Consider the following 19,647-nt stretch of genomic DNA (forward strand, 5'->3'; position numbering starts at 1 on the left):
ACCACAGAAGTACCGATGCTGGCGGAGCTTACCACCGGGGCACGGGAAGCCTGCCCCGCCGCCACAGCGACAAAGCGGCCAGACGGTTGATTTAAAAGCAGAGTACTAGTAACCACAGAGAGCAAAGAGGCGCACGGAGACTCACAGAGATTTTCTGATATATTGCTGGATGCTCAATCAATCATAAATATCTCTGTGAGTCTCTGTGGTGAAATGCCCATCATATCTTTCATCCAGGCCAGGATCTGATCGGCGGGAAGTCGCCCCTGTGGAACTTGGGTGATTTGCCGAGGGTGCTGACCATGTGGATGACTTCGAGCTGGAGGTACATGCCCAGCGAGTCGTAGGACTCCCAGCCTTCGGCGATCTTGCCGTCTCTGATTCTGTTGATGACGATGCACTCCACATCGATCTTTTTATTCGTGGCCGGGATGTTGGGAAGGTTGCCGGTGTGGGTGCCTTTCATGACCGAGCGGGTGACAACCCTGTCGCCTTCGGCGATCACGTCCTCGATGGCCCGGGTGAGGTCCGGGAACGCGCCTGACATCTGGAGCTCCCGCTTCCGGAAGTCCTGGTAGTCCATCACGTGGTTAAGCACGTCCGGTATATGGTGAACGTACTCCCCGGAAACGAGTTCGTCTATCACCTCGAGGTTTCTGCGATCGTAAAACTCTTCGTAGTACCTGCGTACCAGTTGCTTGTTCTCTTCCGTAGACGTATGGTGACCCCCCGACATGCTGCTTATGCTTATCGCACTACTATGATCTTCTCATCATGATTTACCTGACAGGCAGGAAACCCCGGATTTAGGCCTGTCAGCCGAAACTGCGATGCGATAGCCCCGGGCTATTAATCCCCGGTACGGGAGTAAACTACATCAAGTACCTGCAACTTAATTAGGCCTGGTGAACCTACAATGGACTACCAGATCAGGCCTGTGGTAAATGACGACAAGCAGGGCATCGTGGACATTTTCAACTACTATGTCGAGAATACGATGGCCGCCTATCCCGAGCAGAAAGTGCCTCCAGCCTTCTTCGACATGCTGGCGCAGATGGCGAAGGGCTACCCATTTTACGTGGCGGAAGCTGCCGGGAGTGTCGCTGGTTATGCACTGCTGCGTCCTCACAGCCCGATGCCTGCGTTCAGGCGTTCGGCTGAGCTGACCTGTTTCATATCCCCGGGCTATACCGGTAAAGGGATCGGGACCGCCCTGCTCGACAGGCTTGTCCAGGATGCCAGAGCGCAGGGAATCGACACTATCCTGGCCAGCGTTTCCTCTGCTAACGAAAACAGTATCAACTTTCACCTGAAGCACGGCTTCGTCCGCTGCGGCACGTTTGCCCGGGCTGGCAAGAAGTTCGGCAAAGACTTCGACGAAGTCTGGTTGCAGCGGTTTATATAACCACTTTTTCAACTTACAATGGCTAACGCCTCATGCCAGGCTTAAAATAAAAAAGTCCGGGCAGGAATGCCCGGTTCTAATTATCTTTTCTTTCTTTTACTGCTCTTCCGAGTACGGGTACGGGTATCCGGGGTTCATGTAGCCGGGGTACGGGTAGTAGCCGGGGTACGGGTACACGGGGTATCCATAGCCGGGCTCAACGGGGTACGGGTATCCTGGGTATGGGTAGCCTGGGTACGGGTAGCCGGGGTGCTGGTGGCCGGGGTTGCCCGGGGTCGGCTGCGGAGTCGCGGTTGGCTTGGGGCTCGGCTTGGGCGTAGAGGTCGGCGCAGGCGTGGGCTTCGGGGTGGAAGTCGGGGCTGGCGTCGGCGTCGGGCTCGGTGCCGGGGTGTACTTGCCATCGAGGTAGTCGATAGCGTTGATTATGCTGATCCGGCCGTAGCCGTAATTGTTGTTGGGGATGCCGGAGCCAAGAGGCTTTGCTGTCTTCTCCATGATCTCCTTCACCTGGGCCGGCGTAAGGTCGGCCTTCTTCTCGAGCAGGAGGGCGACTGCACCCGATACCATCGGGCAGGCCATCGAAGTGCCGCTCATGGACAGGTAGTGCTGGTCGATCGCCTTTTCGTTCTGGATGCCTGCTGCCCTGGTGGATACGATGTCCTTGCCCGGAGCAGTTACGTCCGGCTTGACTCTGCCATCCTTGGTCGGGCCTCTGGAGCTGAACGAGGCGATGTTATCGTTCTTGTCGGTAGCGCCGACTGTCAGCGCGTCCGGGGTGTCCGCAGGACAGCCGACCGTCTTAGCGCTCGGGCCGCTGTTGCCGGCTGCGCAGATCACGACTTTACCGTTCTGCACTGCCTTTGTGACAGCGTCGTCTATGGCCTGGGAGTGGTCGTCAGAGCCGAGAGACATGGAGATGATCTGAGCATCGCTCTTCGCCGCATAGTTGATGCCGGCGAGGATGGTGTCCAGGCTGCCCGAACCGTCTTTGCCGAGCACCTTGACGCCTATGAAGGAGACTTCAGGAGCAACGCCCTTGTACTTGCCGCCGGAGGCGTTTCCGTTGCCACCGATGATGCCCGCACAGTGAGTGCCGTGGCCGAAGTCGTCATAAGGAGTGGTCTTGCTAGCGACCAGGTCGTTCCAGCCGACGATCCTGCCCTTCAGGTCAGGATGGGCACCGTCGATGCCTGTGTCGACGACTGCCACTTTCACGCCTTTGCCGGTGTAGCCCAGGTCCCAGACCTGCGGGGCACCGACGATGGGCGATGCCTGCTGTAAGTTCACATGGAAGACTATGTTCTTCTCTACGTATTTCACGTTCTTGAGTGTGCTGAGCTTTTCAGCTGCCTGCTCGCCGGGAACCTTGATGGCGATCCCGTTGATAATGTCATACGTATGAAGGATAGTTGCGTTGTTTTTCGCAGCGAAGGTGGTGACCTGGTCCTCCATGATGCTCGCCAGGTCCTGGCTGTCATTGAAAACGACTATGTAAGTGTCATCGGCACTATTTCCTTTCGGAGTGCCTGGCAGCGATGTGCTGGCAGTGGCGAGAAGCGAGCTCGCGAGGATGGCCAGACATAGAACTGCAATAACTATTGTACGTTTTTTAATGGCTTATTCCTCCAGTTGTTCTATTAGAACACATTGAAGAATAGGATAAATACTTTCCCGATTAATCAATGGGGTTGTAATTACAGTTAATTACTAATAATACTCGTGATATTGCTTTAATTATTGATATACAGCACGTTTCGCCTGTAAACGGATAAAAAAGGCTTGAAAACCAGGCTATTTGTAATAGTATGATGTAGTTGGCGCTACTTGCCGGAAAACTACAATTGACGACTGCTTCAAGCCCGTTACATAAAAGGGGCCTTCCCTTTACGGGAAGGTTTTAAGCTGAACTTACGCGCTTACAGCCTGAATGTCTTTGACCGTAATCATGAAATGCAGGGTTTTTCCTGCCATCCGGTTGTTGAAGTCGATGAACACTGTCGAGTTATTCGGTATGCTGTGGACTCGGACCGGCTGCATGTTATAGTACAGGGTATCGTTTACCTGCGGCGTGATGTTGCTGCTGGTCAGGATGCTCATATTGACCGGCAGGATCAGCTCGGGGTTGTATTCTCCGTAGGCATCCTTCGGCGCCAGGGTAACGTTCTTCGTTTCACCGGCTTTCATGCCGATGGTCGCGTTGTCGAAGCCCGAGATCATGTCTCCGGAGCCGGCTACGAATGACAGCGGGGCATAGTCTCTGTACGGGCTGTAGATGCCTGCATCCTGGGCGACGGAGGCGATGGAAGTGTCGAATATAGAGCCGTTATCGTACGAGCCGATATAGTCGACGCTGACATTATCGCCCACTTTGACGGTATTATTTCCTGTCTGGCCGGTACATCCGGCGATCAGGGTCAGGGATAGTACCAGCAGAATTGCCGGTATCCAGCCTTTTCTAGATATCATGATAAATCACTCACTACCTATAGGGAATACATGGCAGCACATATATTCTTTATCGCCTGATAATCCAACTGCCGTAAGAAGAACAATTATCCGATGAGCAAGTCAGTGGCGGACCGCTTCAGACATGCCAATTAAGTCACCGTATCTCTTTGAGCGTATACTTGCTCGACCCCAGCCCGATGCTCTCCCCGTACTGGATCTGAACCAGGCCTTTGGTCTTTTCCCAGGTGCCCTCGAACTTGTCGTCGCCAGGCTCGAAGTGATCTTTGAGCCGGCTGCCACGTAATCCGATCTGCTGTTTCACCAGGTCAAAGCTCGCCATGTCGATGGCTACCGGGTCAGTGGAGGCCAGGATGCCGATGTCAGGGACTATCGGGGCGTCGCTCCACGGGACGCAATCGCACTCCGGGGTAATGTGGATTAAAAAGTTCATGTACCCGATGCGCCCGTCCTTGCCCTGGACTGCGCCAAGGGCATACTCGGTCATCATCTCCATGAACGGGACGATATCCTTATCCCAGTCGAAGCTGATGGAGCCCACCGGGCAAACGGTCATGCACTCGCCGCAGCCGATGCAGATCTCATCGTCGACGACAGCGATATCCTGTTCCATGTGTACGGCAATTCTGGGGCAGACGGCAGCGCACCGCCCGCAGCCGGCACAACCTTTCTCGTCCACAAGGGGTCGTAATCCCCTGTGCTGGTCCATCTTCCCGGCTGCGGGAGCACAGCCCATACCCAGGTTTTTGATCGCCCCGCCGAACCCTGCCATGCCATGGCCTTTCACGTGGGACAGCACCAGCATGCTCCCGGGCGACAGAATGTCGCTGGCGATTTTCACGCTTTGAAAGTGCTTACCCTTGATCGGCACCTCGCGGTAATTATCGCTGATAAGGCCATCGGCAATGATGCAAGGAGCATTCACGACCGAATAGCTGAACCCATGCTCGACTGCGGTGATCAGGTGCTCGACAGAGTCGTGCCTGCTGCCTGAATACAGCGTGTTTGTATCAGTGAGAAACGGCTTGCCGCCCCTCGCCTTGATCTTATCGACCACCTGCCTGACATAGACGGGTCGCACATACGTATCGTTACCCCGCTCCCCGAAGTGCACCTTCACCGGCACCAGTTCCCCCTCGGCGATGATGTTGCCGAACCCCGCAGCGTCGAAGAGCTTCTGGATCTTGGTGATCGTGTTGACCCTCGTCTTTCCCGTCTTCAGCCTCGCAAAGTAAACCATCGAAGTCATGCGGTGGACCCACCTTAATTAAATAGCACAACGCTCTCGGCTTGCGCAGAGATATTCTACACCACCGCCATCCCCGGCAAAAATACCAGAATAAATCGATGATGACGACCTGCGAAGGCAAATCGCTCAGTATAGTAGCAATCGAACCACGGTGGCACGGCTCTTTATTTCTACATCTACAAAACAAATTATTGAACCACGGCGGCACGGCGACACAAAGACAAAGCGATCCATGATCAGCCGGATGGTAAATCTAACCACGGCGGCACGGCGACACAGAGACAGTGGCGAACTGGTAAAAGGGAACTCTTTTTAGGTCCACGGCGGCACGGAGACAGCGCATTAATTTTAAGATGCTTACTGGCCAATCGTTTCAACCTGGCTTTACGATCAATAGCTGGAACGTTTCAATACCTCGTCGAATCTGGACAGGTTTAGTTGAAATGCTGGAGATACGATTGTCTCGGTGCACTCAACCCACTGTGCCGCCGTGGATCCTTAAAAAAGAGCCTTACTGTTCAGGTATGGTCTGTCTCCGTGTCGCCGTGCCGCCGTGGTTAGACAGTTGATCATGTTATTGTTTCTCGCACTGTCTCCGTGTCGCCGTGCCGCTGTGGTTCAAGTATCTGATTTCCAGTTGTCAGGATAAATAGCCGTGCCGCTGTGGTTCATTTTTTTGTATTATTTGATCGGCCCGGCGGAGGTGGACCGGGCCGGCTGTGGCTGTTTATTCGACGGGTATGCGCTTCATCGGCCCGTCGGGCTGTTCTTCTGGGGTGATCTTCAGCTGCCGCTTGTCGAACATCCGGACGATGGTGAGGGTCGCCTGGGTGCCGATCTTTTCTTCGCTGAGCAGCTTGTGGAGGTCGTCTACGTTGTTGACAGGCTTGTCGTCCAGGCCGATGATGACGTCGCCGGCAACGAGGCCTGTCCTGTCGGCGGGGCTGTCTCTTTCGAGGTTGACCACGAGCACGCCCTGGTTAGAGCTAAGCTTGAGGGACTCGACGATCTCGTCTTTGATGACCACATTCTGGCCTGCCACTCCTATGCGGCCACGCCTGATCCTGCCGTCGGTCATTAGCTTTGAGGCTACGAATCTGGCGATGCTGGAGGGGATGGCGAAGCAGATGCCCTGCGCCGGGAAGATGATGGCGGAGTTGATGCCGATGACTTCTCCGGCCGAGTTTACCAGTGGCCCTCCGGAGTTGCCGGGGTTGAGGGACGCGTCGGTCTGGATGACGTCGTCGATGAGCCGGCCATTGTATGTCCGGAGCGATCTGCCTACTGCGCTGACTACGCCAGACGTTACCGTACACTGGAAACCGTAGGGATTTCCAATCGCTATGACCAGCTGGCCGACTTTAAGGGACTGGGAGTCTCCAATGGTGGCGTGGACCAGGTTCGGTGCTTCAATCTTTACGACGGCGAGGTCTGTGGCAGGGTCGTCGCCGATCACCTGTGCCGGGAATTTTCTGCCGTCCGACAGAATGACGTCGATCTGGGATGCCTCGTGGACGACGTGGCTGTTGGTCAGGATATAGCCGTCAGGAGTGAAGATGAAGCCTGAGCCGCTGCCCGGCACTTCCTGTTCGGCCTGGTTGAAAAACGACTGCCTGACCAGCATCTTGCGCTTGATGTCGATCTTCACGACCGACGGGCTTACTTTTTCGACTACGCTGACCACTGTTCTGGAGTATGCGTCAAGCAGCTCTCCATCGGTGGGCCTCTGAGTATCGTGGGCGACTCTCTGAGCCGCCTCCCCTGTAGCGGAAACTGGTATGACTATCGGGTCCATGTATGTGTACCACTTTTAAAGCAGATGTTTTCACAAGCTGTTCATTGTCCGGAGTAAACCCCCGGACCAGCTAGCTAACTGTTATTTACAAAAAGTAAATACTATATCTATTAATACTTTCTGTATGTAGATATGGTGCTACGCGTACAAGTGATCGGAGAGCTGATTACTGGGAAAATGCCCGGCTGTCCGGTGTACTGCTGTTCGGCACACCGGCCAGGCAAAATATGGGGGTCTTTTCAGCTTATCTAAGCGTAGCTCACCAGTTCCATTGAAGTGGTAATCCGTGTGCCGTCGCTGGTGCCGGCACCGGCAATCTTAATCGGAATCGGCACGCGCTCGTCCATCCATAGCGTGATTCCACTGTCGGTGCTGGTATATTTTTTGGCCGCCGGGAAGACGCCCTTGGGAACTGCGATAAACTCCGTGCCCTCGTCGTAGAACTGGACCTTCGAGGAGATGGTGGCCATATCTGCGTTCCAGTAGGCCGGGTCGTTCTCCGGAATATCCTTCTCGGTCGTTCCGTTGGCCGACATTGTGCTGGCATGGCCGCCCAGTATCCAGTTATTGGCCTGGTTATAGTAAAGGTCAGTGATCGTCGTTATAGCATGGCTTCCTTCGCCGATAATCCTGGTTTCCCTCATGTGCCGCGCATCTGCTACGTTACCATACGGTACAATTTCGTACTCGGCTTTTATCTTGCCCACGCGTACCGAGGATTTACCGTCCGAAGCATAGATGTCGTACTCGAACATGTGAAATTGGCTCATGTTGAAAAGTAGCAGCCCATGGCTGATCTCAGTAGTATTTCCGGGTACCGGCGTCACTGTAACGGTACTGCTGCCCGGCTGAGTGCACCCTGCTGTGAGGGCTGCGGCCGACAGCGTGATGAATAAAAGTAAAACGGCGCTCAATTTTCCTTTCATATGATCTCTACCTTGTGCCCTGTTTAACTTTAAACTCTGTGCTCGGGCTGATTGCTGATACGTTCAAGCCGACTGCTGTCCTTGAACTCTGGTAATAAGTTATTTAGCTGATCACTCTTTACGATCAGTAAATGTGATTTTATGGCCGAAGCGATAGACAGGAAAATGATTCTCGTAATAACGGGCATCGCAGCCTTCATCACGCCTTTTCTGGGCGCTTCCATGAACGTCGCCCTGCCGCAGGTCGGGGCAGAGTTTCAGCCCGACGCCATCCTGCTCGGCTGGGTGGTGACTGCATATCTCCTGTCCACTGCCATCTTCATCGTGCCGTTCGGCAGACTTTCGGATATGTACGGCCGGCGCATCGTCTTCATCGCCGGCATGGCTGCCACAGCCATATTCACGCTGATGTCGGCCGTATCGGATACTATCTGGCTGCTTCTCCTGTCCCGGGTACTCCAGGGTATCGGCAGTGCCATGATCTTCGGCACGAGCGTGGCGATCCTGACATCCTCCTTCCCCCCGAAAGACCGGGGCAAAGTGCTCGGTATCAACGTGGCCCTCGTTTACCTGGGCTTATCGCTTGGCCCTGTCATCGGGGGCATCATCACCCAGCAAGCCGGCTGGCGGTACATTTTCATCCTCAACGGAGTCTTGAGCCTGATCGCTCTCGGCATTACCCTGTGGAAGCTGAAAGAAGACGTCCAGTGCGCCGAAAAAGCTCCGTTCGACATCGGCGGCTGCACAATCTATGGCATCATGCTCTTCGCCCTTATGTACGGATTATCGCTGTTGCCCGACCTATCCGGCGCATACTGGATGGTTGCGGGCCTGGTTGCCCTGGCGGTATTTATCTGGTGGGAGCTGAGGCACAAGGCGCCGGTAGTCAAGCTCTCGCTGTTCGTGAAGAACATCTCGTTCACCTTCTCCAACGCGGCAGCTTTGATCAACTATAGCGCTACCTTCTCTGTATCCTTCCTGCTTAGCCTGTACCTGCAGTACATCAAAGGCATGGACCCGCAGACCGCAGGCCTGATCCTCGTGGCAGCCCCTGTCCTGCAGGCTGTGTTTTCCCCGATCGCCGGCAGGCTGTCGGACCGGATAGAGCCGCAGTATGTGGCATCGGCCGGCATGGCGATCACCACCGTCGGCCTGCTGCTCTTCACGCTGCTCAACTCTGAAACACCGCTGCTGTACATCGTGGGCAGCCTCATGCTCATCGGCTTTGGCTTCGCCCTCTTCTCGTCCCCGAACACGAACGCGATCATGAGCTCTGTCGACCGGTGCGACTACGGCGTCGCTTCAGGCATGGTCAGCACCATGCGGCTCGTCGGCCAGATGCTCAGCCTCGGCATCGCCATGCTGACCTTCTCCGTCTTCATGGGCCGGGTCCAGATCACCCCGGAACAGTACCCGCTGCTAATTACGAGCATCAAGGTAGCGTTCATCATCTCGGCAGTACTCTGCGCCGCCGGTATACTGGCATCCATGGCCCGGGGCAAAATGCGAAAAAATACTCCTGAGCCAGTGGTGCAAAAGGCGTGAACGTACACGAACGCTGTACTGCGCCGGCCACCATTCCTGGAATACTCGCAAACAGTTGCCCGTGAGCCCTTGAACGCTGACGAACGCTGCGCTGTGCCAGATCACAGATTACGACAGATTGCACAGATTGCACAGATTGCACAGATTTCTTTTAAGAATAAGGAATACAGCGAACCATTTCCTTTTTTATCGATCAGTATCTGTGCAATCTGTTTAATCTGTAACAATCTGTGATCTGGCACAGCGCAGCGTTCGTATTGCTGTCTCATGTCATATAAGTAACCAGTAACGCGCAGTGCAGTGTTCGTTTTGCTGAGTCGCCGGGCTTTGAAACATTCAAAAACTAAGAACGGCTCAACTCGTAACGGCTGGTACCATCTTCCGATCCTTCACCAGCGTAAACGAAGCCGTTTTTCTCCAACACCCTGACTGACCGGGCATTGTCGTTAGCGACCTCGGCGATAATGCGATCGACCTCTTTGTGCCCGAAAGCCCACTGTACCAGCGCTACCACTGCTTCTGTTGCATAGCCTTTGCCCTGGTACTGCCTTAATACTGAATAGCCGATGGCTACTGTGCCGTTGACCGGGCGGGAGGTGAAGCCACCGTTGCCTACGAGGGTTCTCTGGCCAGTATTTTGGTCGACATACACCCAGTACCAGTTGAGCCAGCCGGCCATGTCGGGATCGCGCTCGAGGTAAGCCGAGAACAGGCCGACGACGTCGCGGACGTTCTCCGGGGGCCAGGCTTCGTCTTCCTCTTCTCCGGGCACCCGGGCGTGCAGTAACTTTGAAAAGCGGTCTCGATCGGCCATCTCGGCTCTGATCAGCTCGACGGTTGTAGCGATCAGCTCCAGCCTGGGCGTGCGAATCCTGAGCTCGTGCATCTCATTGCCTTCTCTTGAAGACCTCGTCTGCCGCGGTTAATGCATTCAGTGCCGCCGGGAAGCCTGCGTATACGGCCATCTGCATAATGACTTCCACGATCTCCTCTTTCGTCCAGCCCGTATTGAGGGAGGCTTCGATGTGGGACTGCAATTGAGGAAGGTGGCCCATCGCCGTCAGCGCAGCCACTGTGGCCAGCTCTCTGGTCTTTATGTCAAGCCCTGGCCGGCTGTAGATGTCGCCGTACGCGAACTCGAAGACGTATTTATGCATGTCCGGTGCTACGTCTTTGAGCGATTCTACCAGCTTTTCCGCATTATTTGCATTGATGTCCATGAGCAGCGATTTGCCGCGCTCGTACCGGTCGTTCTCCATGCTATTCTCCATGTAGCACCATGCGGTTCAGATCGTATTACAATTCCGGTATCCTAAGGATTAATCCGGGCTATCCAGAACTTATCTAAATCCGCCCGGGCCATATGTATGGAGCGTGTATGTCCTATCCGGTACTACTTCTAAAATATACATCACATCATCTACGATGACGAAGTCAGGATTTTTTTTCGAGTAGTCTTCGTCAGCTGTCCTGGTTATCCAGATCACATAAGCGCTGGCAAGCTTTTTATTATTGTAGTAGATCGGCGCATAACCTTTATACTCTGTATCTTCACCGATGACTCTGGCATGCCAGTACTTCAGTTCGGACACACGTCCGCCACTTATGTCCACCGTGTTGTCATCACGAAAAGTCCGATATATCGTATAAGGCTGACCATCCATGAACTCCGTATCAGTCCATCGCCCGACTGCGCTGATATTCCCGGTCATTGTACCTTCGACGGTCCCGGTCCCGCCTTGCGAGGCGTCCCCACCTGTCATTCCTACCAGCCCGGTATTCTGGTCTCGAGTATCGCCGGAGAATACTATTGCGCCTGCCAGCATACCTGCTGCAAAACACAGCAGGCCAGTAAATGCGATTATAAATAAGACATCATTTTTAATAACCATTGTAAAACCTGCATTAGTATGTTTTATTACAAACGATGATAAAACTACTGTTTGACAGGTTATTAAGAAAAAATTATTGTAGAGCCTGTGAAATCTCCGGCTCTACAATTGCATGTTATCCATCTGCATTTTTAAACTGCTTTATCCTTGTCCCTGATCTCTACCCTGCGGATTTTGCCGCTGATGGTCTTGGGCAGGACGGGGACGAACTCGACGATCCTCGGGTACTTGTAAGGCGCCGTGACTTTCTTCACGTGGTCCTGGAGCTCTTTCTTCAAGGCGTCGCAGGGGTCGTAGCCCTTCTTCAGCACGATCGTTGCCTTTACGACCTGTCCCCTGATTTCGTCCGGCACTGCGGTGATCGCGCATTCGACGACCGCCGGGTGCTGGATCAGGGCGCTCTCGACTTCGAAGGGGCCGATTCTGTAGCCCGAGCTCTTGATGACGTCGTCGGACCTGCCGACGAACCACATGTAGCCGTCTTCATCCACCCAGGCCATGTCGCCGGTATAGTAGAGGCCATTGTTCCATATGGACTTCGTCCGCTCTTCGTCGCGGTAGTAGCCTTTGAACAGGCCTACTGGCATCTCTTTGCCGGTGTCGATGACGATCTCGCCTTCCTCGCCTACCTCGCAGGGTTTACCCAGCGCGTTGAGGAGTATGAAATTGTAGCCCGGGGAGGGCTTTCCCATGGAACCCGGCTTGGGCTCCATCCACGGGTACGTGGCGATCGATACCGTCATCTCGGTCTGCCCATAGCCTTCCATGAGCCTCAGGCCCGTGAGTTTGAGCCACTTGTTGTAGACTTCCGGGTTGAGGGGCTCGCCTGCCACGACACAGTACTTGAGGTGGGAGAAGTCGTACTTCGACATGTCCTCATTGATGAGGAACCTGTAGATCGTGGGAGGTGCGCAGAAGGTGGTGACCTTGTACTTCTGGTTCATGTTCAGCAGGTTTACCGGGTTGAACTGCTCGTAGTCATAGGCGAATACTGCAGTGCCTGCTATCCACTGGCCGTAGATCTTCCCCCATACTGCTTTGGCCCAGCCCGTGTCTGCCACGGTGTAGTGGAGGCCGTTGTCCATGACGTTCTGCCAGTACCTGGCCGTGAGGATATGGCCCAGCGGATAAGCAAAGTCGTGCACGACCATCTTGGGCATGCCGGTGGTTCCAGAGGTGAAGTACAGGATCGAGATATCTTCGTTCTTAGTGGCTTCGGCGCCGGTCGGCCGCTCGAAGTGGTCTCCCGCTTTCTCGACTTCAGTGTCGTAGTCGGTCCAGCCGGGATGGTTTCCGTTTACAACGACCTTGTGCTTGAGTACTTCCGGACACTCTGCCTGGGCCTCATCGACCGCTTTGATCAGGTGCTTGTCCTCGGCTGCCACCATCATCTTGATATCGGCAAGCCCGATTCGGTATACGATGTCTTTTTTGGTGAGCATGTGGGTAGCGGGAATAGCGATAGCGCCGATTCTGTGGAGCGCGAGCATGAGGGGCCACCATTCGTACCTGCCCTTGAGGGCCAGCATGACTGCGTCGCCCTTCCCGATTCCGATGGTCTTAAGCAGGTTAGCTGCCCTGTCGCTCATCAGCTTCATCTCGGAGAAGGTAATGATCTTCTCGCCGCCGAAGTCATCGCACCAGACGAGGGCGATCTTATCAGGGCTTTCCCTGGCGTAAACGTCGACTACGTCATATGCGAAGTTAAAGTTTTCAGGGACCTTGATCTTGAGGTTCTGCTTGAAATCCTCGTAGGATTCGAATTCTGTCCTGTCCAGGAACTTGTGTAACAATGACATTTTTTTACCTCTGTACCTCACATGATGATGGCGAGAAATTTCGCGGGCTTGTTGTTCTGTGCCACCATGGCGTGGTCGCAGCCCGAGTCGAAGTAGATGGAGTCGCCTTCTTCGAGGACGAACTCGTGGTCTTTGATGAATAGCTTAAGGCTTCCCTCAAGAATCAGGTTGAACTCCTGGCCTGGGTGAGAATTAGTATGTACGGGTGTACCCTCAGGTTTAGGCTCTACAGTGACAATGAATGGCTCTGCCTTCTTATTGATGAAATTGGCAGCGAGGTTCTGGTACTTGTACTGCTTCCTGCGCTCCACGCTCACGCCCTGCCCTTTCCGGGTCACGGTGAAGTAGTGCATTCTCGGGGCTTCGCCGGTCAGGAGGATGCTCATCTCTACGCCCAGTTTTCTCGAGATCTCGTAGAGAATGCTGGCTGGAATATCCTCTTCCCCGTTCTCGTACCTGCGATAAGTCTCCTGGCTGATCCGGAGATCGGAGGACATGTTTTCCTGGCTGATGTCCAGGATTTCCCTGAGCTCCTTTACCCGGGCGGCCACTTCCTTGATTCGTTCCTGCATGAGTTTACCTTCTCTTTAACTGGTGACTTGACAGCTGATATTATCTGGTATCGGATAATCTGTATACTTTCACATGATTTAAGGCTGATGCTCTAAACGTTATAATTCATATGAAAGTTTTATCACGATTGTGATAGCTATCGTTATTATATTGCCAGTATGTCATGGTGTGGCAAGCGTCTTAAAATTTGCGAATTACTACGATGACGCTAATCGCTTGCTTGGGACTGCTGCCCTATCAAAAAGAATAAAGTTTAGCGGATTGATCACCCGCTAATTTATCAAAAGGCGCTGCCAGAAAATCTCTGCACCTTTTTGTTTTCGTATGAAAATCGTATCCCGATTGTCTGGCTGCGTCATGCGGGTAGCTCGTATGGCATGAGGCGACAAGACGAACGCTGAGTTGTGCGTTTCTGGTTGCCTCTGTGACGCCAGCACAGCGCAGCGTTCGTCCACGTTCCCGAGCACAGAGATAACATAGTCTAGAGTGCGAGAGTAGTCAGAAGCCAGCGCAGCGCAGCGTTCGTCAGAGTTCATCCACCTATAGCCAGAGATAAAATATACGGTATAGCAACAGGCTGATTTTCATCCTTCATGCCTGACCCCACGGCTCATCAAAGTTTGTGATGATAACCCTATCCGCTAATGTTTAATCCTTCAAAGCCTTAATGTTTAGATAAGAACTCTTCAATATCCCCGATAAATCTCAATGTCTTTGCCTCTATTTGCCGGGTCAGCGACTCCAGATCCCCGAAATCCGGGTTTTCTGCCAGCGTGTGCTCGACAATGGAATCAACGCCCTTTCCCATCGCAGGAATGCGATACTTCTTCCAGCCGCTTTCTTTAAACAATTTCCAGTACTGTGCCTGAACCTGTCTGTTAGAGCCAGCCAGCCAAACCTCAAACCTGCATGTATCGTGAAGAAAAACTATTGCCACTTTAAGTTTGCTGGATTTAAACGATTCTGGAACGATGGAAAAATACGTCATATCCATATAGCCATAATAAATATTCCCTGGTACGGAGTAAGCAGGATATTTTTCGGCAAAATGCGATCTCAGGGCCATGATGTACTCCATCAAGCCTCTGTAAGCCTCTCTGATGTCGCCTTTCCCCATCTGCCTTTTGTATTCCTGCATATACTCCTTGAAGGGGCTTGCTCTTTCAACCGCTGGCATGCTCTCAAACCTTATTCCTTAACTATTTCGGTAACTCTATTAATAATTGTCAGGTTTGGCTTTATGTGAAAAAATCTAAAATGATCTAACAGTATTGTAGAACGGTATGAAAAATAATATGAAGCCTCCGGCGAGATTTGAACTCGCGACCTGCTGATTACAAGTCAGCCGCTATACCGGGCTAAGCCACAGAGGCATTGTGAGTGAAAATAAAATGTCAATTGCTGTATTAATATTTTGCGCGTGGCCAACAAATTAAGTGTTACCATATGACGGCAGACATACCCCATGTCTACCGCCACATGCTGGCTGCCAAATTGCCGATTTTTAGAGGATAATATGGAGCCCCCGGATAGATTTGAACTACCGCACTGCTGATTACACGTCAGCCGCTCTAGCCAACTGAGCCACAGGGGCTTCTACTGACAATACCTTGTTGAGCATACTTTTATAAAACAAATATCATAATATAATTCGGAAATATCGTTATTTTGCCGAATTTTTAGCGCCAACAATATAATTGATTGAGCGACAACCTGTCTGTGTCGTCCGATTTACCATTCTGCCCGATCTAAGATCGTTCTATACAACCTGTATCCCATTACTTAGAGTACAATCGGTGGTCCAGTATTTCGGCCTTGTTTGGGCATGCGCGGGTAGCACAAAGACACAAAACTACTTTTTTAGAGGGACACTAAAACTCGAAGACTCTAAGGTGCACGGCTAAGTCTCGAATTGCCCGAAAGCACAATTAATGCACAGCCGTTCGCAGCTGCATGGATCAGTAATCGTGGCAGAGGAAGGCGAAATGGTTGTTTGTTTTAATTTGGTGTCTTAGTGATTTCGCGGAACTTGTTCGTGTTTTAAGGCCGTGTATTAGTGGCCTTCGAGCTTTAACCGGTGTCTTCGTGCAATTCGTGCTTTAGCCGTGAACTTTGAGCCTTCGTGCATTTAGTGTCCCTCTAAAAAGAATTTTGTGTCTTTGTGCTACCCACGATAGCCCATGCAAGGGCAGAGCACCGGGCAGCTAGCAACCCCGAACCAACGAGCACGGAAATACTGGCTGCTTAAATATTGTGCTCCACTGCTCGGCAGCTATATAGTAAAAGGATGCATAACTGGAACTGTTTATGATCGACGTCGACGGAATTGTCCGCATTGCAGGGGAGCGTAAGGCGAAGACTATCGGGCTCCAGTTTCCCGAAGGCCTGAAAAGACAGGGCCCCGGGATAGCGAAAGACGTGGAGGCCAGGACTGGCGCTCTCGTCATCGTATCGGGCGATCCGTGCTACGGCGCCTGCGACATCGACGACAGCCTGCTGGACATGGTCGACGTCCTGTTCCACTTCGGGCACTCCAGGCTGATGGACGACGACCGCATCGTCTTCATCGAGTACCACCACGAAGTCGAGGTGGATACGGCCATCAGGAACGCTCTGCCGCTGCTCGGGCAGAAAGTAGGCATCGTCACCACTGTCCAGCACATCCACATGTTAAAGCGGATGGAGCAGCTGCTTACTGAAGCGGGTAAAACTCCGGTAATCGGCAAAGGCGACTCCAGGATTACTTACCCGGGCCAGCTGCTGGGCTGCAACTTCAGCGCCACGCCGGCAGGCGTGGATACTGTCCTCTATGTTGGCAGCGGCAATTTCCACCCGATGGGAGCGCAGCTGAGCACCGGAGTTCCCGTCATCGCTGCGGACCCGTTTACCGGTGAGGCCCGAAAGGTCGATGTCGAAAAGATCATGCGGCAGCGGTACGCTTTAATGGCTAAAGCGATGGACGCCAAAAAGTGGGGCATCATCATCGGCACTAAAACAGGGCAGAAGCGGCTCGAGCTCGCCCTGCGGATAAAAGAGACCGCCGGCGATGCTACCTTAATATCCATCCGGGAGATCACCCCCGACCGGCTGTTGTCTTTCAAGGTAGACGCGTACGTGTCCACCGTCTGCCCCAGGGTAGCCATCGACGATGCCGGGCGGTTCGGCGTGCCTGTTTTGACGCCCGTAGAGTTCGACATCGTTAAAGGGCTGCGAAAGTGGGAAGACCTGGCGTTCGACGAGATCAGGGGCGAGTGAGTGAACAGGTTCAATTATCGTCATTCTTGAAACCTCTTTTATGAGTGCCCGAACAATGCCTGAAACGACCTTAATCCCTGCTCAATCTTTTTATATTATGGCCAATAACTAAGGCGCAATGGATAGCATGAAGGGAGCCCTGAAAGGCGATAAAGTGATCTTTGACAGCGAGGCGATAGCCGACCTGTATAACGCCCAGTACTACGGTCGCCTGAAAGGCGAAACGCTGGAGCTGGCACTGGTGGAGGCTGCATACCTGCTGGACAGGGAGCGCATCACCGTGGACCATGAGGGCAGATCGCTTTCTTTCAGGGACTTTTTCATTGCCGCCTCCCAGGCGCAGGAATACTTTGAGCTCAAGTACATCGTATACAGGGATCTCCGGGAGCGGGGCTACTACGTGCAGCCGAGCGTGACAGACTTTCGGGTTTATCCCAGGGGGGGCAAGCCTAACGTTGCGCCCTCGAAGTATTTCGTGCACGTCGTCACCGAGCGCAAGCCGATGCCATTGCAGCAGCTGATCAGCAATCTGCAGGCAGCCCTGAACGTCCGGAAAGAGATGGTCCTCGCTATTGTGGACGAGGAAAGCGACATCACCTACTACGGTGTCAAGTTCAACACCCTGAAAGGTGGGATGGAGCCTGTAAACCTGGCTCCGGTGCCTGGCTCAGCCACTTTCCTGCAAGACCGGGTCGTCATCTGGGACACCGAAGTCTCGACTCGCCTTCACAGGGATGGCTTTTACGGGAACCCGATGGATGAGAGGCGACTGCAGCTTTCGCTGGTCGAGGCTGCCTACCTGATCATGCGTGAAAAACTCGAGGTTACGGATTACGAAGGCCGCATCATGACCCCGGATGACTTTACTGCAAAGGCCTTGCAGATCGAGCCTTCCTTCGTGGGCAAGCTTAAGACGTACACCGATCTCAGGGACAAAGGCCTTGTGGCCAAAACCGGGTTCAAGTTCGGCAGCGATTTCAGAGTCTATGAAAAGATCGAGACCATAGAGAAGATCCCCCACTCGAAATACCTCGTGGGGTACGTGGAAAACGATCACGTCTACCAGATGCAGGATTTGTCGAGATCTATCCGGCTCGCCAACAGCGTCCGCAAGGACATGGTGTTCGCGTTCGACAGGAACGGGATACAATATTTCAGCCTGGGCAGGATAAAACTGTAAAAATAGTCTGGCGGCTTCCTGCTTCATTTAACTGCAGCAGCCGCTGCAGCATTTGCATTTCTCAGTATACTGTAACAGGCAGTGATCTTTAGGCCTGACAACCGAGTATACCTCGACCATGTGATGCGGGTGGTACCGCATTTTCGCCTCTCGCAGCCCGGGGACGCCCATGTCGCTCTCCCGGTTGATGTACGTGTACTCTTTAGCGAGAATGGCAGCCGTTTCTGCATTGATCGCCTTGTAAATACCCTGGTAGTCCTGGAGCCCCTTCTCGAAGTGCACCAGCGCGGTCTCGGTGTTCAGGCGCTCGTACATCGATATCGCTCCGATCGTGTCTTCGACTCTGATGGCCAGGCCGGACAATCCCAGTTCTGCCATGTGATCGAGACCGTACCGCAGCGCCTTTTTCTCGTGGCTGATCAGCTCGCCGTCTTCCGGGTTCCGGGCCTCAAACCACCTGTCCACAAAGTCTTTGACGTGTCCGGCGTTGGCCGGCGTGATCGGCTCCACGCTGTGCTGGTAGTTACGCCTGAACTTGTTGAGGTCCCGGCGAATATATAGGTAGTCTCTGCCCTGCAATCCTGCGAGATCAGCTGCCTGGTAGACATACTCAGACTCGTCCCGGTCCAGGCTCATTTCCATGCCCGGGTAAACGTACGACAGCAGGCTGGCAGCCGTCGGGTCTATCAGGATGATCGGCCGGTCTTCGCCGGTTTCTGCTGCGAGGCTGACCAGGTCTCTGGTGAGGTCAGGATTGTAAGGGCCGATAGGTGGCCGGAATTTCGTTACCCCGTCGATGGTGCTGGCGAGCACGACATTGTCGTCCACTTTCGCATAGCTATAATTAGCATAGTGATTCCAGCAGGTCATATTGGTGAAAGTATTGTCGCTGTGGACCTGCGGGTACCTGGCGTAGTACTGCCTGAAAAAGTCCGCATCTTCCAGCGTGACCGGTTTGAAGTCGTCTAAGGACAGCATTTACTCGCCTCCTTTGTAAAGCATGGGGGTATGTCCTTGCATGGGCTGGAAACCGAGTTCTCTGTAAAACTGCTCAGAGCCAGGCTGGGCGATGAGGCCAATCCAGCCGAGGCCTCTGCTTTTGCCACAGACTACCAGCTCAGAGACGATCCTGCCTCCGATGCCGCTTTTCCTGTATTGTGGGTAGACGACCACGTCCTGGATGTAGCCGTCCGAGACGCCGTCCGATATCAGCCTCCCCATGCCTATTGCCCGGGATGTTTTCCTGTCGATGGCCACGACGAAGGCACAACTGCCCTTGATCAGCGGGGTGATTCCTTCAGCGTCCCAGGCTTCCTGCCACCAGCCGCCCGCCCTGTACAGGTCGGCGATCTCCGAAACGTTCCACGAATTGACCTGGCGGATCTCTATATCGTATGCTAAGCTGGTTTCCGGGCTCATGTTTTAAAATAATAAAAATGAATGTTTAAAGCCCTTCTCTATTGGGTGCGCCTGCCGATGAAGCGTCTGATATTATATCGCTTGCCATCCATCTTCACAGTAACATTAAAGTAAATTAAAGTCGTTATCTGCGTTGTGTATTT

General features: G+C 53.4%; 18 protein-coding genes and 2 tRNA genes. 4 read left to right on the forward strand and 16 right to left on the reverse strand.

All coding sequences use genetic code 11. The features are described 5' to 3' along the window. Nucleotides 1–229: 229 nt before the first annotated feature. On the reverse strand, nt 230–736 hold the full coding sequence (locus ACPLPM_RS10485) for an ester cyclase (RefSeq protein WP_424356733.1): 507 nt from the start codon (nt 734–736) through the stop codon (nt 230–232). Nucleotides 737–916: 180 nt separating this feature from the next. Between ACPLPM_RS10485 and ACPLPM_RS10490 the strand changes: the two genes are divergently transcribed. Continuing rightward, on the forward strand, nt 917–1,405 hold the full coding sequence (locus tag ACPLPM_RS10490; RefSeq protein WP_424356734.1) for an N-acetyltransferase family protein: 489 nt from the start codon (nt 917–919) through the stop codon (nt 1,403–1,405). A gap of 96 nt (nt 1,406–1,501) precedes the next feature. Here ACPLPM_RS10490 and ACPLPM_RS10495 read toward each other — a convergent pair whose 3' ends face one another. From ACPLPM_RS10495 to ACPLPM_RS10515, 5 genes are all read right to left on the reverse strand, one after another. Further along, nucleotides 1,502–3,019, reverse strand: a complete 1,518-nt coding sequence (locus tag ACPLPM_RS10495) for a S8 family serine peptidase (RefSeq protein ID WP_424359967.1) — start codon at nt 3,017–3,019, stop codon at nt 1,502–1,504. A gap of 294 nt (nt 3,020–3,313) precedes the next feature. Next, a complete protein-coding gene (locus tag ACPLPM_RS10500) occupies nt 3,314–3,871 on the reverse strand; it encodes an FKBP-type peptidyl-prolyl cis-trans isomerase (RefSeq protein ID WP_424356735.1) in 558 nt (185 codons plus the stop codon). 136 nt (nt 3,872–4,007) lie between these two features. Continuing rightward, nucleotides 4,008–5,120, reverse strand: a complete 1,113-nt coding sequence (locus ACPLPM_RS10505; protein ID WP_424356736.1) for a DUF362 domain-containing protein — start codon at nt 5,118–5,120, stop codon at nt 4,008–4,010. A 727-nt stretch (nt 5,121–5,847) separates the two neighbouring features. Beyond that, entirely contained in the window at nt 5,848–6,915 is a 1,068-nt protein-coding gene (locus ACPLPM_RS10510) for a S1C family serine protease (protein WP_424356737.1), read from the reverse strand. 248 nt (nt 6,916–7,163) lie between these two features. Next, the gene (locus ACPLPM_RS10515) at nt 7,164–7,841 is read right to left on the reverse strand and encodes a hypothetical protein (RefSeq protein ID WP_424356738.1); all 678 of its coding nucleotides are present in this window, start codon (nt 7,839–7,841) and stop codon (nt 7,164–7,166) included. Nucleotides 7,842–7,982: 141 nt separating this feature from the next. On the opposite strand from ACPLPM_RS10515, the gene ACPLPM_RS10520 reads away from it, so the two are divergent. Next, nucleotides 7,983–9,386, forward strand: coding sequence for an MFS transporter (locus tag ACPLPM_RS10520; RefSeq protein ID WP_424356739.1), 1,404 nt, complete (start codon nt 7,983–7,985; stop codon nt 9,384–9,386). Nucleotides 9,387–9,729: 343 nt separating this feature from the next. Here the strand turns inward: ACPLPM_RS10520 and ACPLPM_RS10525 are convergent, their stop codons facing one another. The 8 genes from ACPLPM_RS10525 to ACPLPM_RS10560 form a co-directional block, all read right to left on the reverse strand. Continuing rightward, nucleotides 9,730–10,272, reverse strand: a complete 543-nt coding sequence (locus tag ACPLPM_RS10525) for a GNAT family N-acetyltransferase (protein ID WP_424356740.1) — start codon at nt 10,270–10,272, stop codon at nt 9,730–9,732. Nucleotide 10,273: 1 nt separating this feature from the next. Beyond that, nucleotides 10,274–10,645, reverse strand: a complete 372-nt coding sequence (locus ACPLPM_RS10530; RefSeq protein ID WP_424356741.1) for a carboxymuconolactone decarboxylase family protein — start codon at nt 10,643–10,645, stop codon at nt 10,274–10,276. Nucleotides 10,646–10,726: 81 nt separating this feature from the next. Next, a complete protein-coding gene (locus tag ACPLPM_RS10535) occupies nt 10,727–11,278 on the reverse strand; it encodes a hypothetical protein (protein WP_424356742.1) in 552 nt (183 codons plus the stop codon). A gap of 131 nt (nt 11,279–11,409) precedes the next feature. After that, nucleotides 11,410–13,077, reverse strand: a complete 1,668-nt coding sequence (locus ACPLPM_RS10540) for an AMP-binding protein (RefSeq protein ID WP_424356743.1) — start codon at nt 13,075–13,077, stop codon at nt 11,410–11,412. A 17-nt stretch (nt 13,078–13,094) separates the two neighbouring features. Next, nucleotides 13,095–13,649, reverse strand: a complete 555-nt coding sequence (locus ACPLPM_RS10545; RefSeq protein ID WP_424356744.1) for a helix-turn-helix domain-containing protein — start codon at nt 13,647–13,649, stop codon at nt 13,095–13,097. Nucleotides 13,650–14,314: 665 nt separating this feature from the next. After that, nucleotides 14,315–14,827, reverse strand: a complete 513-nt coding sequence (locus ACPLPM_RS10550) for a DUF7000 family protein (protein ID WP_424356745.1) — start codon at nt 14,825–14,827, stop codon at nt 14,315–14,317. Nucleotides 14,828–14,949: 122 nt separating this feature from the next. Further along, nucleotides 14,950–15,023: transfer RNA gene (locus ACPLPM_RS10555), tRNA-Thr, on the reverse strand. Between the two features lie 144 nt (nt 15,024–15,167). Then, nucleotides 15,168–15,244, reverse strand: a tRNA-Thr gene (locus tag ACPLPM_RS10560). A 713-nt stretch (nt 15,245–15,957) separates the two neighbouring features. Between ACPLPM_RS10560 and dph2 the strand changes: the two genes are divergently transcribed. Together dph2 and endA are read left to right on the forward strand one after the other, a co-directional pair. Next, entirely contained in the window at nt 15,958–16,905 is a 948-nt protein-coding gene (dph2, locus tag ACPLPM_RS10565) for a diphthamide biosynthesis enzyme Dph2 (RefSeq protein WP_424356746.1), read from the forward strand. 118 nt (nt 16,906–17,023) lie between these two features. Then, nucleotides 17,024–18,085, forward strand: coding sequence for a tRNA-intron lyase (gene endA, locus ACPLPM_RS10570; RefSeq protein WP_424356747.1), 1,062 nt, complete (start codon nt 17,024–17,026; stop codon nt 18,083–18,085). A 27-nt stretch (nt 18,086–18,112) separates the two neighbouring features. Here endA and ACPLPM_RS10575 read toward each other — a convergent pair whose 3' ends face one another. Both ACPLPM_RS10575 and ACPLPM_RS10580 read right to left on the reverse strand, forming a co-directional pair. After that, nucleotides 18,113–19,063, reverse strand: coding sequence for a DUF2156 domain-containing protein (locus ACPLPM_RS10575; RefSeq protein WP_424356748.1), 951 nt, complete (start codon nt 19,061–19,063; stop codon nt 18,113–18,115). Continuing rightward, entirely contained in the window at nt 19,064–19,504 is a 441-nt protein-coding gene (locus tag ACPLPM_RS10580) for a GNAT family N-acetyltransferase (RefSeq protein WP_424356749.1), read from the reverse strand. Nucleotides 19,505–19,647: the final 143 nt, after the last annotated feature.

Source organism: Methanocella sp. MCL-LM (genome assembly GCF_049676595.1).
GTDB lineage: Archaea > Halobacteriota > Methanocellia > Methanocellales > Methanocellaceae > Methanocella_A.